Below are 16,247 nucleotides of genomic sequence, written 5' to 3'. Positions count from 1 at the left end.
CGCCCCAGCTCAGGCCAGGTAGCTGCCGCGCTCGAGCTCGTCGGCGAGCGACGGGCGGTGCGGTGCCCAGCCGAGGGTCTCGCGAGCGTGCGCGCCGGTGGCCTGTTGGTCGAGCAGCAGCGCATCGGCGAAGGCCTCGCCGAAGCGGCCTCGGGCGGAGTCGTCGGTCTCGGGCACGACGGGCCACCTGCGACCGCGCGCCGCGGCCTCGCCGAGCTCGAGCACGGTCGGGTTCTGCCCGGAGGCCGCGAGGGAGTACTCGTCGGAAGCAGCGGCTTCAAGAGCAAGCACGTACAGGTCGGCCAGGTCGTCGACGTCGACTGTCGTCCAGTGCTGCGAGCCGTCGCCGACGAGGAGGATCTCGCCCTCGCCGATGAGCATCGACGGGATGCCCGTACCGTGGCCGTAGACGATTGCCGGCGCGATGACAGTCGAGTTCACGTCGGAGTCTCGGAGGCGCTTCTCGATGTCGACCCGCCAGCCCGTGATCGGCAGCGGCTGCAGAGTGCTTGTCTCGACGAGGTCGGAGCCCGAGCCGAAGATCCAGATGCCGCTGGTGTGGACGTATGGGGTGTCACGGCCGGCGGTCGCCCGGATCACGACGTCCACGAGGTCGGAATCGACGGTCGCGCTCGTCGCGTCGCCCGGCGATGCCGTGTGGATGACGCCGTCGGCCCCCACGACGAGGCTCTCGAGCAGGGCGGTATCGGTGATGTCGCCGACAACGGGCCGGGCGCCGAGGGCCTCGACGGCCCTCGCCTTCTCGTCGGTGCGCACGAGGGCGACGACGTCGTGGCCCTTCGCCACGAGAGCACGAAGGACAGCGGAGCCGATGAAACCGGTAGCACCGGTGAGCAGAATCGTCATGCTCTCGACGGTAGTCGGGGGCGCCTGGAGGCCTCCCGGCTACAGCAGGCCGCGACGCTTGACGAGGACGTGCCCCCGACTGGTGCTGAGGCGCGTCCACGAGCCGACCGAGAACACCCGCACAGCCTCTTCGGGTGCGAGGAAGCCCAGGGTGAGCGCCGCGAACGCGGCACCGGCCGGCACACCCGGTGCGCCATCGATCTCGCGCGACCAGACCCCGGAGCGCACCCGCTGCACGATCTGCTCGCCAGTGCCCGTGGGGATCACCTCGGCCACCTCGTCGATCCCGGCCTTCGCCACCCTCTCGAACACACTCGTCTCCACGGAGCCCTGCACAGCCCATCCGCCGCGCGGCGGCGAGATCGCGGCCCAGGATGCGGCGGTGACGGCGGGCGGGATCGGCACGCTCACCGGGGCGGTCGGGTCGACCACCTCGTTGCGGAGTCTCGTCGTGCGCTCGATCACGGCCCGCAGCGGCACGACGGCGTCGAAGGTGCCCTGACGCTCGCGGGCGGAGTCGGGCTGGTGGGCGGCGTCGGGCTCGGCCGGCGCCAGCGCGTAGGTGCGGAGGCCCAGCACGGTAGGGCTCGAGTCGAGAATGCCCGCGGGCGACAGGATGCCGACGTACGCGGCCAGCACTCCCCCGTCGCCTGCTGCAGCGGGGCGTGTGCCGATGAGGCGCACCGCACCGTCGTCGACCGCGGCCGCCCTCCGAGGAAGGTGTGGAGGTCGTCGAGCGACAGGGAGTCGGGGAGGCGGAAGGCAGTGTTCATCGGCCCTCTAAACTACCGCTGATGAACGATGCGACGGCGCACTCCGCTGCCCCTGACGAACCCCTCGCCGACCTGCTCGGCGCTCTGACCCTGACCCCGGGCGCCCTCGCCGACGAGTTCGCCGCTCCCAGCCAGTGGATGCCGAACGGCCGCGTCTTCGGCGGCCAGGTGCTGGCCCAGTCGCTGCTCGCCGCGGCGACGACCGTGCCGAGCGAGAAGGCCGTGCACTCCATGCACGCGTACTTCCTCCGCGCCGGCAAGATCGAGCAGCCCATCGAGTTCCACGTCGACCGCAGCCACGACGGTCGCTCGTTCGCGTCGCGCCGCACCGAAGCCCTCCAGGGCGGGGTGCCGATCATGACGACGATGTCGTCCTTCCAGACCATCGACGAGGGGATCGACCACGAGACGGAGATGCCGGACGGGCTCGCCGACCCGGAGTCGCTGCCGACGATGGCCGACACGCTGGCCGGGATCTCGCATCCTGCCGCCCAGTTCTGGGCTCACGGGCGCCCCTTCGACATCCGGCACATCCCGTCGTCGCTCTTCCTCCGCGTCGAGGGCGAGCACGTCGCGCATCAGGCCCTCTGGATGAAGACGGTGGGGCGGCTGCCCGACGACCCGCTGATCCACCAGGCGGCGCTGCTTTACGCCAGCGACCTCGGTATCCTCGAGCCCATTCTGCGGCGGCACGGCGTCGAGCTGTCGCGGCCTGGCATGAAGATCGCGAGCCTCGACCACGCCATGTGGTGGCACCGCGCCGGGCGGGCCGACGAGTGGCTGCTGTACGCGATGGAGTCGCCGACGGCGCAGGGCGGCCGGGGGCTTGCCACGGGGCGCTTCTTCGACAGGTCAGGGCGGCTGCTGGCGTCGGTCGCGCAGGAGGGGATGGTGCGCCTCCCCCGCTCGGAGTAGCGGCGAGACCTCAGAATCGACGACCGTCAGGCCGAAGCTGCTGCACTTTCTGAGGTCTCGACCGCAGCGAGTGCTACTGGCGGCGGCGGAAGACGAGAGGTTCGTCGACGTAGGGCTCCCAGGCCGCGCGCTCGGCCTCGGCGATGCGGCGCGGGCGCTGCGTAGTGGCGTCGACCAGCACCAGCGTCGAGGCAGCCCGCGTGTGCAGCACCTGCGGCTCGACACCCACCGGCGAGAACACCTCGTAGTAGATCTCGAGGCTGGCGCCGCCCATGTGACCGATCCAGAGCTGGATGTCGAGCGGCAGTCGCGTGTACGCGATCGGCGCCAGATACTCGACCTCCTGGCGCGCGATCAGTGTCCAGGTCTGCGTGCCGGGGCTCGAGTCGAGGATCTGCGTCACCGAGTCGTCGCCCGACTCTTCGCCGGCCGACCAGAACGCCTGGATTCGCGCCTCTTCGAGCAGGTGCAGCATCTCGGCGTTGTTCACGTGCCTGTACGCGTCGAGGTCGCCCCACCGCAGCACGGTGGGGACGTGGAGCCGTGCCACGCTCAGTCTCTCGTGAGCTTGCGGTACGTGACCCGGCTGGGCTTGGCCGCGTCGGCGCCGAGCCTCTCGATCTTGTTCTCTTCGTAGGCTTCGAAGTTGCCCTCGAACCAGTACCAGTTGGCCGGGTTGTCGGGCGTGCCCTCGTACGCCAGGATGTGGGTCGCGATGCGGTCGAGGAACCACCGGTCGTGTGTGATCACCACGGCGCAGCCCGGGAACTCGAGCAGGGCGTTCTCGAGCGAGCCGAGCGTCTCGACGTCGAGGTCGTTGGTGGGCTCGTCGAGCAGCAGCAGGTTGCCGCCCTGTTTGAGCGTCAGCGCGAGATTGAGGCGGTTGCGCTCACCACCGGAGAGCACGCCGGCCTTCTTCTGCTGGTCGGGGCCCTTGAAGCCGAACTGCGACACGTAGGCGCGCGACGGGATCTCGGTCTTGCCGACCTGGATGTAGTCGAGGCCCTCGGAGACGACCTCCCACAGGTTCTTGTTGGGGTCGATGCCGCCGCGGTTCTGGTCGACGTACGAGATGTCGACCGTCTCGCCGACCTTGAGGTCGCCGCCGTCGAGCGGCTCGAGACCCGTGATCGTCTTGAACAGCGTGGTCTTGCCGACGCCGTTCGGGCCGATGACGCCGACGATGCCGTTGCGCGGCAGCGTGAACGACAGGTTGTCGATCAGCATCCGGCCGTCGAAGCCCTTCTCGAGTTTCTTGGCGTCGATGACCTGCTGGCCGAGGCGGGGGCCGACGGGGATGATGATCTCTTCGAAGTCGAGCTTCTTGGTGCGCTCGGCCTCGGTCGCCATCTCTTCGTAGCGGGCGAGGCGCGCCTTCGACTTGGCCTGGCGGCCCTTCGAGTTGCTGCGCACCCAGTCGAGCTCGCTCGAGAGGCGCTTGGCGAGCTTCGCGTCTTTCTTGCCCTGGATGTTGAGGCGCTCGCCCTTCTTCTCGAGATAGGTCGAGTAGTTGCCCTCGTAGGGGTAGAGGCGACCACGGTCGACCTCGGCGATCCACTCGGCGACGTGGTCGAGGAAGTACCGGTCGTGGGTCACGGCGAGCACGGCACCGTGATATTGCTGCAGGTGCTGCTCGAGCCAGAGCACGCTCTCGGCGTCGAGGTGGTTGGTGGGCTCGTCGAGCAGCAACAGGTCGGGCTTCTGCAGCAGAAGCTTGCAGAGCGCGACGCGGCGCTTCTCACCACCGGAGAGGTTGGTGACGAGGGCATCACCCGGAGGGGTGCGCAGAGCGTCCATGGCCTGCTCGAGCTGGGAGTCGAGATCCCAGGCGTCGGCGGCGTCGATCGCCTCTTGGAGCACGCCCATCTCTTCGAGCAGAGCGTCGAAGTCGGCGTCGGGCTCGGCCATGGCCGCCGAGATCTCGTTGAAGCGGTCGATCTTGCCCTTGATCTCGCCGACGCCCTCCTGGACGTTCTCGAGCACCGTCTTGGTCTCGTCGAGCTCGGGCTCCTGCATCAGGATGCCGACGGTGTAGCCGGGGCTCAGCTTGGCCTCGCCGTTCGACGGGGTGTCGAGCCCCGCCATGATCTTGAGGATCGTGGACTTGCCGGCACCGTTCGGGCCGACCACGCCGATCTTGGCGCCGGGAATGAACGACATGGTCACGTCGTCGAGGATCAGCTTGTCGCCGACCGTCTTTCGGGCACGGACCATGGAATAGATGAATTCGGCCATGCCTTCCAGTCTATTCGGCGGACGCAAGCGGGCTGACCGCCGGCTGGGTGTTCGGCGACGCCGCTGGCGAACGGCTGGCGAGCCAGCCGGTGATGTCGCGCCACGCGACCCCCGGTCGCGCCAGCGAATCCGGTGGTGCCAACCGGATCGCGTGGTTCGACCACGGCATCCGTGCGTCAGTTGATGGCGCGAGTGGTGCCGACGAGGCAGGCGCCCGTGCTGAGCACCGGTGCCGACGACGACGAGTAGCCCGAGGCGCCGACCTGCCCGAGCAGGCAGGTCTTGCCCTGCCACAGCACCGAGAACTCGATCGAGTCGACGGTGCGCCCGATCGTGGTCTGGTCGGGCGTGATCTGCATCGACTTCTTGTCGAAGCCGGCCTTCGTGAGCGTCGCGATGACCGTGTCGCCGTTGGGCGACCCGTTGATCTTCAGGAGAGCTTGGAGAGCCGAGTCGAAGTGTGTGAGGGCCACGCTCGCCGGAGCCGTGGCGCCGAACGGGATCGTCGGCGCCGGCGTAGGCGTCGGGGCGGCGACGGGCGTCGACACCGAGGGTGACGGCGTGGGAGTCGAGTGGCTGGTGCAGCCGCTGAGCACGGCGACCGAGACGGCTGCCAGGAGGCCCACTGCCGCGAGAGCTCGACGTCGGTGGGGCGTTGGACTGACTGGCACGTGTCGAGTCTACGGGCCGACCGGCGCAGCACCCGGGCAGCCTCAGAACGGTGTCTCGACTTCGTCGGGCCAGGAGGCCTGCCCGCCTGGGGCAGTGTCGCCTTCGTGCCCGCCCTCGTCGCTGGGTGAGGCGCCGGGCTCTGCGCCCGGCGACGTCGCAGGCCACCCGCTCGGCACGAGCGAGCGCGTATCGGGCTGAAGGGCCCCTTCTGCGACTGCGGTCGGCAGGGCCCCCGGGCCGGAGTTCGGCGCAACGGCAGGCGCCGGCGCAAGCCCGAACCGAGGCCGGAGCCCGCGCCCAGCCCGGCGCCTGCGCCGAGGCCAGAGCCGGGGCTCCCCGCGGGCGGCACCCCCGCCTGCCCCGTGCTGCCCTGCCCCTCGGGCGACGGCGCGGCACGAGCCGACACCACGCGGGTGAACGCCGTGGTGCCCCACAGCAGGTCGTGGCCGATCGCATCCGCGTCGACCTCGACGGTGGTACCCGAACGCTCGGAGTTCTCCCACGCCCGCACTCGGAGCCGCCCGAGGACGACGATGTGCTCGCCCTTGGCCAGCGACTTGGCGACATTGTCGGCGAGATGCCGGAAGGCTGTGACGGTGTACCAGTTCGTCTCGCCGTCGACCCACTCGTTGCGCCCCCGGTCGTAGCGGCGCTGCGACGATGCGAGACGGAAGCTGCAGATCGACAGGCCCGAATTGGTGCGCATGTCTTTCGGCGGGGTCGCCACGATTCCAGTGAGTGTGATGGTGTCTGTCATGCCACGAGTGTCGCCTCGGACGGCACCGGCCCGAGGGGGAGTTCGCCGATCTGTGGAGAACTCGTCGCTCGGGCCCGGCTGTGGAGGAGAGGACGACGCGAGAGGCGTGGCGTCCTGCGCCGTCGTCGATCCTGCGGCCTCGATACCGCCGAACGTCTAGTGCTCGATGAACTCGGGCCGGTCGGCCCCCGCCCCGAGCCGGGCGTGCAGGGCGCTCTTCGCCACGTCGAGGGTCGGGTAGGCGCCGTGGTAGTCGGCATCGTCGCGCACACGGATCGCGAAACCGTCATGGGTGCGATGGATCGACCCGACGGTGCCGGCCGGGCCGACGGCGACCCAGGTGCCGGCCGCCGTGGCCATGCGGCTGCCCGCGGTGCTGGTGGTGGTGCCGGCGGTGGGTGCAGTGCTGTCGTTGCTCATCATTGAGCTCCTTCTCATGCGGTGGTGCGGGCGAGCCCGGCGAGTGCCGGGCCCTAGGACGCGAGCACGTACTTTCCGTACGACTTGCGGATCTTGTTGACCTTCGGCAGGGCGACCGCCAGGCAGTAGCCCTGGCCGGGGTTCTTGGCGAAGAAGTCCTGGTGGTACTCCTCGGCGCGGAACCACTCGGCCAGCGGCTGGATCGTCGTGACGATGCCGCCGTCCCACGCCTCGGCCGCGCGGTCGCGGGCGGCCTCGAACTCGGTCTTCTGCGCGTCGTCGGTGAAGAACATCGCCGAGCGGTACTGGGTGCCGACATCGGCGCCCTGGCGGTTGAGCTGACGCGGATCGTGCAGAGTGAAGAACACGTCGAGGATGACGTCGGCCGGGATCACCTCGGGGTCGAACGTGACTTTCACGGCCTCCGCATGCCCGGTGACGCCCGTGCAGACGGCCTCGTAGCTCGGGTTCGACGTGATGCCGCCCGTATAGCCCGATTCGACGTCGCTGACGCCCTCGAGCGTGCGATACACGGCGTCGAGACACCAGAAGCAGCCGCCGGCCAGCGTGAAAGTCGTCATGCCGACACGGTACTCCGGCCCGCTGCCGCCACCCTTACCTTTTCGGCAGACGCTCACCCGACGGGCGGGGCGGCTGCGCCGAAAAGGTAAGGGCCGGGGCGCAGGATCAGCGGGCCCTCGGCGCCTCTCTCCCACCGCCGGCGATGGCACCGAGGGCGGCGAGCAGCGGCGGCGCGTCGTTCGGGTCGAGGTGCGCCTGGATCAGCACCGCACGGTCGGTCGCGCCCGCCGCCGCCGCGAGCGCGTCGCGCAGCTCGGAAGCGGTGCCGACCGACGCCGTGAGCACCGGCACCCCGGGCGCCAGCGCCGCCGGCAGAGCAGCCCAGTCCCACGCCGCGACGCCCTGGTAGACGGCCGCAGGGCTCTGGATGACACGCTCGATCGTGTAGCCGTCGTTGTTGATCAGCACGATGATCGGGGTCAGCCCGCGGTTCAGGATCGTACTGAGCTCGGTCGCGGTCAGTTGCGCGGCGCCGTCGCCGATGAACAGGATGCTGCGGCGCGACGAGGCGAGCGAGGTGCCGAGCGTCGCGGGCAGGGTGTAGCCGATCGACGACCAGATCGGTTGGGCGAGCAGGTCGGTGCCGGTCGGCATCTGCAACTCGAGCGCGCCGTACATCGCCGTGCCCGCGTCGGCGATCGCGATGCTGTCGGTGGGCAGCCAGCTCTGCACGATGGTCCAGAGCTCGTGCTGGCTGAGCGGAGAGCCCGGGGCGGCTGCGGGCAGCGCCGCACGATACGGCCACGAGGTGTCGGCTGCCGGCCCAGGTGACAACGTCAGCCCCGCCACGACCTCGTCGACGACCGCGAGACTGTCTTCGAGCCGCACGTCGTGGAACGTCACGGCCCCGACCCGCGCCGTCGAGACCCCCAGCTCGACGGCCGCGTCGAAGTCGAAGTGCTGACTGTAGAAGCCGGTGAGGACGTCGCTCAGCACGGTCCCCGCCAAGACCACCAGCGGCGCCTCGTCCACGGCGGCACGCGTGGCCGCCGAGGGGGTCATCTGCCCCATGTAGATGCCGAGGCTCGCCGGGTGCGTCTCGGGCAGCATCGACTTCGCGCTGGCCTGCGTGGCCACGCGCACACCCGGGTGGTCGGCGATCCGCTCGAGCAGGTGCTCGGCCCGGCGCCGGTGGATGCGGGGCCCGGCCAGGAGGGTGACGGGATCCTGCGGCCCCAATCGGCTCGCGAAGGCCTCGGTCAGCGCGGTGCGGAAGTCGTCGAGCGCCACCGAGTCGCTGGGCGTCGCACGCAGCGGATGCCGCAGGGGTGCGGACGAGACCGGCGCGGCCGCGATGTCCATCGGGATTCCGAGGTAGACCGGCTTCGACTCGTCGAGAGCGGCGCGCAGCACGCGGTCGATGTCGCGCGACGCGTCGGCCGCCCGGAGGATCGCACCGGCGACGGTGACCTCTTTGTAGGCGCGGAAGAAGTGGTCGTAGTCGCCGTCGACGAGCGTGTGGTGGCTGAGCGCGCCGGTCGTGCGGGCGGCAGTCGTCGGCATCCCGGTGATCTGAAGCACCGGCACGTCTTCGGCGAAGCTGCCGGCGATGCCGTTGATCGCCGAGAGCTCGCCGACGCCGTAGGTGGTGACGAGCGAGGCGATGCCACGGCTCGTGCGCGCGTAGGCGTCGGCGGCGTACGCGGCGTTGAGTTCGTTGGTGTTGCCGACCCACTCGACCCCGTCGACCGTCAACATCTCGTCGAGCAGAGTGAGGTTGAAGTCGCCCGGCAAGCCGAACACGTGTGGCCCGCCCACCTCGATCAGGCGGTGCGCGAGGTACTGGCCGACACTGACGACATCCGGGAGGTCACTCATGCGTCGAGCCCACCACGCTTTGCCTCTGTGATCAATTTGCTAGCGTTTTAGTGATCACTATGATCAATTCACGACCGCAGGATGCCACGGAAATGGACAGATAGACATGCTCGACGCCACAGACCGTCGCCTTCTCTCGGCGCTCGACGCGAACCCTCGAACGCCCGTCGCCGTGCTGGCCGACCTGCTGGGCCTCGCGCGAGGCACCGTGCAGCATCGCCTCGAGCGCTTCGCGGCAGGACGCGACCTGCGCGCGTCGTCCACGCGGGTGCGGCCGGGCGCGCTCGGGCTGCCCATGCGGGCGATCGTCACGGCGACGATCCGGCAGTCCGACAGGAAGCGGACGATGGCGGGGCTGTCGGCGATCCCGCAGGTGGTCGAGTGCCTCAGCGTCACGGGCGCCGACGACCTGCTCTGCCACGTCGTCGCCCGCGACACCGAGCACCTGCTCGAGGTGACGCAGGCGATCCTCTCGGTGCCGGGGATCGAACGGACGTCGACGGCCGTCGTGCTGGAGGAGCCCCTCGAGTACCGGGTGGCGCAGTTGTTCTGACGCGCTTCGAATGTCGGTGGTCGCACATATCTTCGAATCGTTCACAACAACCCGGCCGGACGACGACAAGGAGACACCATGACCACCACGCACGAACCTCGCCTCACTTCCGACCCGCGCCTCACTTCCGACCCGCGCCTCACTTTCGATCCGCGCCTCACTTCCGACCCGCGCCTCACTTTCGATCCGCGCCCGGCCGAGGGCCTGTACGCCTCCGCTGCGCCGCTGCGCGAGACGCACGGCGGCCTCACCCTCGTGCAGCTGCACGACGACCTGGCCCGCGTCATCCGACCCAACGGCGAAGTGGTCGGCTACGTCGAGCGCTTCATGCACGAGAACGGCGAGCGCTACCGCGCCAAGCGCTTCCTCCCCCGCCAACGCCGTTTCGTCGAGATCGGCGAGTTCTGGAGCCGCGCCGACGCCACCGACAGCTTCCGCTTCAACTGAGTGTCGCAGCGCGGCGCGGCGCGGTGGCGCGGTTAGTCTGCGCCGCATGACCGTCTGGACCGATTTCGTGAAATGGCTCTCATCGAGCGAGGGGTCTCGCATCCTGACGGACGCGATCCTGCCTTTCATAGCCATCGTCGTGGCCGGCGCCGTGGCCGCCCTCATCGCCCGCAGCATGGGCAAGCGTCTGCTCGACTCGCACGAGCGTGAGGCGACGAGCGCAGCCGTCACATCGCTCATCGCGTCAGCCCGGAAGGCGACGACGTGGTCGACGCTCGGCCACGACGAGAAGCAGTTCGCCCAGCACCTCGGCGACGAGGCCGCCGTGCGCCTGCGGCTTCTGGCCATCCCGGGCGCCGGCCTCGCCGCCACCTGGGCCGAGCACGAGATCGTCGCCATCAAAGTGAACTCGGCCACGTTCACCTTCCAGGCCGAGCAGACCTTCATCGACGTGCGCGACAGGCTCATCGAGTGGCAGGCCAAGCCGTCACGTGCCAAGAAGCTCTTCCGCTACGACCTCGAGCGGTGGAGGGTCGAAGACGACGCCGTCGCGGGAGCGTCCGGCGCGGGCGCGCCGGCCCCCGTCGGGCCGAGTGCTGCTGCTCCTGCTGTCGTCGAGGCTGGGGTTGCGGCTTCGGCCCCGTTTGCGGACGCAGCGACTGCGACTCCTGTCGCGGGCGTGACTCCGTCGGCGGAGGCTCCCGTCGTTGCGGCACCTTCGGAGGCCCTCGTCCCGGCTGGCGTCGTCCCGGCTGGCGTCGTCCCTGCTGGGGTCGTCCCCGCTGGGGTCGTCCCGGCAGATCTCGCCCGGGCGAACGTCATAGCGGCGGACCGCCCGATGGGTTCCGCACCCGAGTCAGCCTCGTCTCCTCCAGCGTCCAAGCCTCCGGTCGCCTCCGCGCCTGCGACAACCGCCGCGGTCGCCGACTCCAGCACGACCGGCGTCGACGGTGCTGGCGCCGAGCCGATTGCGGGTGCATCGACAGCGGCGGGCGCAGCCCCCGTACGAACGTCAGTGGTGTCGGCTCCTGTCGTCCAGCCGCCGCGGGCCCTGGTTCCGTCGAGCCCTTCCGACCTCGAGGCCGGCCCGACCGGGACCGCGACTCAGGCCGACGCTGACGGGGGCGAGCGCGAGCCCGCGTTCAGTGCCCCGGTCAGCGCAGGCCAGGTGCGCCGACGCACGAGCCCCGACCGCGACTGACCATCCCCCGACGCCGCCAGCGTTGCCCGCAGGGGCCACGTAGTACTCTGGCAGGCGTCTTCCCCCCGTAGCTCAGCGGAAGAGCACGTGGTTTCTACCCACATGGCCGGGGGTTCGAATCCCTCCGGGGGACACTTGAGCCGGTCGCCGCGTTGTTCCCGCCACTCAGCCGCGCGCCGCCAGGCAGTGGCGGGCATGAGTCCGTTTCCACGCAAAAAGCCCGAACTAGTTCGGGCTTTTTGCGTGGAAACGGACTCAAGGGGTCGGTCGTACCGCCGCCACGCCTTCCGGCCAGCGAGAAGAGCCGGCCGACCCGCCTACTTCGTGAGGTTGTAGAGGGTGACGCCACCGACGGTCTGCGACGGGAAGGTCGCCTCGACCCAGGCCGCGATCGACGACGACGCACTGCTGCCGCCGTTCGAACGACCTACGGTGCCGCCGATGAAGTAGTGGATCTTGCCCGCTTTCACGTCGGCCTTGAACTGCGCCAGCGTCGGCGAGGGGTCGCTGCCGTTGAAGCCGCCGATCGGCATGACCGCCTTCTGCGTGGCGAGCTGGTAGCTCGCCGCCGTCTCGGATCCGACCGCGGCTGCAGCCCAGGTGTACTTGCCCGAGTCGGCGAGCAGCAGCTTCGTCAGCGACGAGCTGACCGTGCCGTTGCCGCCGAGCAGACCACTTGTCCCACCGCCGCGGGCTCCGAAGCCGCCGCCGCCGAAGCCGCCACGCGTGCCGGTGCCCGTGCCGCCGGTCGCGGTCCCGCCGCCGGTGCCGGTTCCCGTGCCGCCGAAGCCGCCGCGCGTCCCCGCTCCGGTTCCGGCTCCGGCTCCGGTTCCGGTTCCGGTTCCGGTTCCGCCCGTGCCAGCTCCCCCACCGCCGAAGCCGCCAGCACCGGTACCGATCCCGCCGGGCCGCGTGCCCGTGCCCGTGCCGCCCTGGCCACCGAAGCCGCCTCGGCCGCCTGCACCGCCGCCGCCGAACCCGCCGCGCCCGCCGCCGCCGCCGAACCCACCGCCGCCGCCGAAGCCACCCCCGGAGACCGTCGGCCCCGCCGACGGGATCGACCCGGTGTGGGCCGTCGCCGCGGTCTCGATCGAGTACGCGGCCGGTGCGAGCAGCCCGCCGACCAGCATCACGGCGACGGACGCCACGGCGAGAGCGCGCCCGCGCCACGGCAGCAGCACGAGCACCGCCGCCGCGATCGACACGACCAGTACCACGACTTTGAGCCACGGCAGCCAGTCGCTCGAGCGTTCGAGCAGCACCCAGGCCCAGATCGCCGTCACGACGATCGCTGCGGCGAGAACGATCCGCGGCCACCAGCGGACGTCCGCCATCAGCGACGAGCGCGGAGCCGACAGGGGCGCGGGCACCGGCGCCGCCAGGGTGGCCGCGCTCGGGGGCGCCCACGCACCCGCCGACGACACGGCACCAGGATGCGACGCGGCAGGAGACGAGACACCCTGCCCCGGGTAGGCGACGGGCCGCGCGATCGCCCCGGGTGCTGTGATCGCCCCGGGTGCCGCGAACGGAGCGGGCGCCGACACCGGCGACGGCGGTGCGAACTCCAGCGAGTTCGGCGCCGCGAGACGCGGATCAGCTGCGAAAGCGGCCGCGCGGGCGCCAGAACGGCCGCCCCCGGCGAACGCCAACGGGGCAACCCCGCGATACCGCGCCTTCCACAGCACGGACGCGCCGATCGCGAGCGTGCCGGCGAGCGGCGCCGCCAGGGCGACCGTGTAGTAGGGGTGGAAGATGCCGCCGGCGAAGCTGAAGACGAGCGCGGTGCCGACGAGCCAGGTCGAGAAGAGCAGCAGCGTGGCGCGGCGGAGGTCGACACGGTGGTGCCGACCCATCACCACGAAGGCGGCGACCATCACGATCAGGGCGGCGGGCAGCAGCCAGGCGATCTGGCCGCCGATCTGCGAGCCGAACAGGCGCGTCAGGCCGACCGAGCCCCACTGGCCGAAGCCGCCGCCTGCGGCAGCCGTCGTGCCGCCGGTGACGCTGCCGGTCTCGTTGCCGGTGAGGCGCCCGAAGCCGTTGTAGCCGAAAGTCAGCTGCAAGAACGAGTTGTTCTGGGACCCGCCGATGTACGGCCGCATCGAGGCCGGCACCAGGGTCACGATCGCGACCCACCAGCCGGCGCCGACGACGACGCCTGCAGCTGCGGCGACCAGGTGGAGGAGTCGCACTCCCCAGCGCTTCGGCGCGCAGAAGAAGTAGACCACCGCCAGTTCGGGCAGGATCACGAACGCCTGCAGCTGCTTCGTCAGGAAGCCGAAACCGATCACGACGCCCGCCCAGGCGACCCATCGCATCCTGCCGCTCTCGATGCCCCGCAGGGTGAGGTAGACGGCCAGCGTCATGAGCAGCAGCAGCATGGCGTCGGGGTTGTTGAAGCGGAACATCTCGACGGCGACCGGGGTCAGGGCGAGGACGCCGCCCGCGACGAGGGCCGTGCCGCCCGAGAAGTGCCGGCGCACGATCAGGTAGGTCAGGAAGATCGTCGCGACGCCCATGAGGGCCTCGGGCAGCAGGATGCTCCAGGACGACAGGCCGAAGAGGCGCACCGAGAGCTCCATCACCCAGAGCGAGGCCGGCGGCTTGTCGACCGTGATCGAGTTGCCGGCGTCGGACGAGCCGAAGAAGAACGCCTCCCAGTTGGTCGACCCCGCCTGAACCGCCGCCGAATAGAACGAATTCGCGTAACCCGAGATCGCGAGGTTCCAGATGTAGAGGAAGCCCGAGAGCACGAGGAGGCCCCAGAGGGCAGGGCGCTCCCAGCGCGGGGCGGTGGCGGGCCCGAGGGCGAGCCAGCGAACGGCCCGGCGGAGGCGCGAGGGCGAGACGTCGGGGGCGACTGCGGGTCGGGGCAGGGTCGCGGTGGTCATCGGAGGTTCGCTTTCGATCGATCGGAGATGTCGGCGGGCGGGGCGCCCGGTGTCGACCCGGGAGGAGCGGCGGGCGCAGGATGCGACGGGGCCGCCCCGCGCTCGGCTGCGGCCGGTGGCGCCGTGGGCTCGGCTGCCGCGGTGCGCGCCTGCCGCCGGAAGACCCAGATCCGCAACAGCACGAAGCGCACCACGGTTGCGACGAGGTTGGCGATCGTCAGCACGACGAGCTCGGTGTGAGCCCCGGCGTGCGGTGCGCTCTGGTGCAGGCCGAAGAGCGACCCGGCCGTGATCAGCCAGGCGATGCCGAACACGATGAGCCCTTGGGCCTGGTGCTTGACCGCGCCCGAGCCGCCGCGCACCCCGAAGGTGAAGCGCCGGTTGGCCGCGGTGTTGGCGATCGTCGTGATCAGCAGGGCGAGGAAGTTGGCCAGCTGGGCCGGCATCACGTGCTGGAAGAGGAGGTAGAGGAGGGCGTAGACCGCGGTCGACAGCACGCCGACAATGCCGAAGCGGACGACCTGGCCGAAGAAGGTGGGGCGTTGCGGTGGAGCGTAGGGCCGTCGCCCGATCTCGTCGTAGACGGCGCCCACAGGGATGCGGCCTCGGGCGAGACCCGTGGCGACGCGGTAGAGGCCCTTCAGGTCGGCCTTCGCGGTCGCTGCGATGTCGACCGACGACTGCTCATCGTCGATCCAGTCGACAGGCACCTCGTGGATGCGGAGGCCGCTCCGCTCGGCGAGGATCAGCAGTTCGGTGTCGAAGAACCACCCCGTGTCCTCGACGAGCGGCAGCAGCCGCTGCGCCACGGAGCCGCGGATGGCCTTGAACCCGCACTGCGCATCGCTGAACGTCACGCCCATGGTCTGCCGGAGGATCAGGTTGTAGGTGCGCGAGATGAACTCGCGCTTGCTTCCGCGCGCCACCCGCGAGGAGTTGCTGAGACGGGTGCCGATCGCGAGATCGGAGTGGCCCGACAGCAGCGGGGCGACCAGCGGGCCGAGCGCGGTCAGGTCGGTCGAGAGGTCTTCGTCGAGGTAGACGAGCACGCGCGCGGGCGACGTCGACCAGACCTGCTTGAGGGCGCGGCCGCGACCCTTCTCAGCAAGGTGCACGGCCAGGACGCCGTCGAGGTGACGGGCCAGATGGTCGGCGATGGCGGCCGTCTCGTCGGTCGAGGCGTTGTCGGCGATCGTGATGCGCCAGGTCTCGCGCATCGATGTGCGGAGGAATTCGTGAAGGGCGAGGACGCTCTGCTCGAGGGTCGACTGCTCGTTGTAGACGGGCATGACGACGTCGAGGTCGAGGGGCGAAGTCGGGTCGGGCATGCATCGATGGTGCGGTCGCGCCCAGTGAGCCGACCGGGCCGTTCCGATGAAGCACCTATGAAGAAAGCGAAGATCTTCAGACCGTCTGAAGGTGGGCGGCGACAGCGGTCAGAAGCTGCGGCAGGCTGGGTGCCCCGGCGGCCCGGAAGAGCTCGTCGCCGGCGTCGTTCGTCAGCACGATCGTCGGCGTCGACCGAATGTCGCGTGCCTCGGCCTCGTCGGAGTGCGCGGCGACGTCCAGGTCGACGGCGCGGAGGTCCGGCACCAGGCGCGACGCCTCGTCGACGGCGGCTCGTGCGGCGTGGCAGGGGCCGCAGAACGCCGACGTGTACAGCTCGAGCTTCATGTGAGAAGACAACGCAGGATGCCACGTGGCGATTCCCGAAGCGGGTCTCGGCCCCGTGGCATCCTGTGGCCTTTCGAGGGTTCTGCTAGTTCGTGCTCTCGCGCCGATCTTCCGGGTCCTCCACGGGGTCGCTGTCTCTCGCGTCGAGGGTGTAGTGCACCTGGAGCTGCTCACCGACCATGTGGGCGGTCGTCGCGGTGTAGACGAAGCCCGCCTCCGTGCCGTCGATCAGCACGAAGTCGGTGATCTCGTCGTCATACGAGCCATTGGTCGACACTCGCGTGTCGGTGCGGCCGTCGCTGGGGCCGCCTTGGAAGAACACGACGTATTCGGCGCCTTCGGCCACAGTGGGCTTTTCGTCAGTCATGGAGACATGTCTACCAGCCGAAGCCCAGCAGGTGTTCAGGGCGCGTGGCGGCATCGCGCGGCAGGCGCCGATGGT

The 16,247-nt window shown here is 70.2% G+C and carries 16 protein-coding genes, 1 tRNA gene and 1 pseudogene; 5 read left to right on the top strand and 13 right to left on the bottom strand.

The window, feature by feature from the left end; genetic code table 11:
* Positions 1 to 9 precede the first annotated feature (9 nt).
* A complete protein-coding gene (locus AX769_RS09805) occupies positions 10 to 867 on the bottom strand; it encodes an NAD-dependent epimerase/dehydratase family protein (RefSeq protein ID WP_066278669.1) in 858 nt (285 codons plus the stop codon).
* A gap of 39 nt (positions 868 to 906) precedes the next feature.
* Positions 907 to 1,551 carry a hypothetical protein gene (locus AX769_RS09800; RefSeq protein ID WP_369824084.1) on the bottom strand — a complete coding sequence of 215 codons (645 nt, stop codon included), beginning with the start codon at positions 1,549 to 1,551 and terminating at the stop codon, positions 907 to 909.
* 110 nt (positions 1,552 to 1,661) lie between these two features.
* On the opposite strand from AX769_RS09800, the gene AX769_RS09795 reads away from it, so the two are divergent.
* Positions 1,662 to 2,555, top strand: coding sequence for an acyl-CoA thioesterase II (locus AX769_RS09795; protein WP_066278666.1), 894 nt, complete (start codon positions 1,662 to 1,664; stop codon positions 2,553 to 2,555).
* Positions 2,556 to 2,628: 73 nt separating this feature from the next.
* Here the strand turns inward: AX769_RS09795 and AX769_RS09790 are convergent, their stop codons facing one another.
* The 7 genes and pseudogenes from AX769_RS09790 to AX769_RS09765 form a co-directional block, all read right to left on the bottom strand.
* Positions 2,629 to 3,105, bottom strand: a complete 477-nt coding sequence (locus AX769_RS09790; protein WP_082763661.1) for a thioesterase family protein — start codon at positions 3,103 to 3,105, stop codon at positions 2,629 to 2,631.
* A gap of 2 nt (positions 3,106 to 3,107) precedes the next feature.
* Positions 3,108 to 4,790, bottom strand: a complete 1,683-nt coding sequence (gene ettA, locus AX769_RS09785; protein ID WP_066278663.1) for an energy-dependent translational throttle protein EttA — start codon at positions 4,788 to 4,790, stop codon at positions 3,108 to 3,110.
* A gap of 176 nt (positions 4,791 to 4,966) precedes the next feature.
* Entirely contained in the window at positions 4,967 to 5,461 is a 495-nt protein-coding gene (locus AX769_RS25170; RefSeq protein WP_239451999.1) for a hypothetical protein, read from the bottom strand.
* Positions 5,462 to 5,970: 509 nt separating this feature from the next.
* Positions 5,971 to 6,168, bottom strand: a pseudogene (locus AX769_RS25985) (single-stranded DNA-binding protein); the annotation flags it as partial.
* Between the two features lie 207 nt (positions 6,169 to 6,375).
* Positions 6,376 to 6,639, bottom strand: a complete 264-nt coding sequence (locus AX769_RS09775; RefSeq protein WP_239451998.1) for a methyltransferase — start codon at positions 6,637 to 6,639, stop codon at positions 6,376 to 6,378.
* Between the two features lie 53 nt (positions 6,640 to 6,692).
* On the bottom strand, positions 6,693 to 7,220 hold the full coding sequence (msrA, locus tag AX769_RS09770) for a peptide-methionine (S)-S-oxide reductase MsrA (RefSeq protein ID WP_066278661.1): 528 nt from the start codon (positions 7,218 to 7,220) through the stop codon (positions 6,693 to 6,695).
* Between the two features lie 106 nt (positions 7,221 to 7,326).
* Positions 7,327 to 9,039 carry an alpha-keto acid decarboxylase family protein gene (locus AX769_RS09765; RefSeq protein ID WP_066278657.1) on the bottom strand — a complete coding sequence of 571 codons (1,713 nt, stop codon included), beginning with the start codon at positions 9,037 to 9,039 and terminating at the stop codon, positions 7,327 to 7,329.
* 106 nt (positions 9,040 to 9,145) lie between these two features.
* Here AX769_RS09765 and AX769_RS09760 point away from each other — a divergent pair, with 106 nt between their 5' ends.
* The 4 genes from AX769_RS09760 to AX769_RS09745 all read left to right on the top strand — a co-directional run bounded on the left by AX769_RS09760 (position 9,146) and on the right by AX769_RS09745 (position 11,373).
* Entirely contained in the window at positions 9,146 to 9,592 is a 447-nt protein-coding gene (locus AX769_RS09760; protein ID WP_066278654.1) for an Lrp/AsnC family transcriptional regulator, read from the top strand.
* Positions 9,593 to 9,670: 78 nt separating this feature from the next.
* Positions 9,671 to 10,039, top strand: a complete 369-nt coding sequence (locus AX769_RS25165) for a hypothetical protein (RefSeq protein WP_239451997.1) — start codon at positions 9,671 to 9,673, stop codon at positions 10,037 to 10,039.
* 46 nt (positions 10,040 to 10,085) lie between these two features.
* Positions 10,086 to 11,240, top strand: coding sequence for a hypothetical protein (locus AX769_RS09750; RefSeq protein ID WP_066278650.1), 1,155 nt, complete (start codon positions 10,086 to 10,088; stop codon positions 11,238 to 11,240).
* A gap of 61 nt (positions 11,241 to 11,301) precedes the next feature.
* Positions 11,302 to 11,373 (top strand) — tRNA-Arg (locus AX769_RS09745).
* A 184-nt stretch (positions 11,374 to 11,557) separates the two neighbouring features.
* Here the strand turns inward: AX769_RS09745 and AX769_RS25160 are convergent.
* The 4 genes from AX769_RS25160 to AX769_RS09725 form a co-directional block, all read right to left on the bottom strand.
* Complete coding sequence (locus tag AX769_RS25160) at positions 11,558 to 14,131, bottom strand: glycosyltransferase family 39 protein (protein WP_066278644.1); 2,574 nt, start codon at positions 14,129 to 14,131, stop codon at positions 11,558 to 11,560.
* On the bottom strand, positions 14,128 to 15,459 hold the full coding sequence (locus AX769_RS09735) for a bifunctional glycosyltransferase family 2/GtrA family protein (protein WP_082763658.1): 1,332 nt from the start codon (positions 15,457 to 15,459) through the stop codon (positions 14,128 to 14,130). Before AX769_RS09735 ends, AX769_RS25160 begins: the two co-directional genes overlap by 4 nt.
* A 76-nt stretch (positions 15,460 to 15,535) precedes the next feature.
* Positions 15,536 to 15,805 carry a co-chaperone YbbN gene (locus AX769_RS09730; protein ID WP_066278641.1) on the bottom strand — a complete coding sequence of 90 codons (270 nt, stop codon included), beginning with the start codon at positions 15,803 to 15,805 and terminating at the stop codon, positions 15,536 to 15,538.
* 85 nt (positions 15,806 to 15,890) lie between these two features.
* Positions 15,891 to 16,172 (bottom strand): oligoribonuclease, encoded by a 282-nt coding sequence (locus tag AX769_RS09725; protein ID WP_157887547.1) that lies wholly within the window; start codon positions 16,170 to 16,172, stop codon positions 15,891 to 15,893.
* Positions 16,173 to 16,247: the final 75 nt, after the last annotated feature.

It is taken from the genome of Frondihabitans sp. PAMC 28766 (genome assembly GCF_001577365.1).
Lineage (GTDB): Bacteria > Actinomycetota > Actinomycetes > Actinomycetales > Microbacteriaceae > Frondihabitans.
This window is presented reverse-complemented; position numbering and strand designations above follow the sequence as displayed.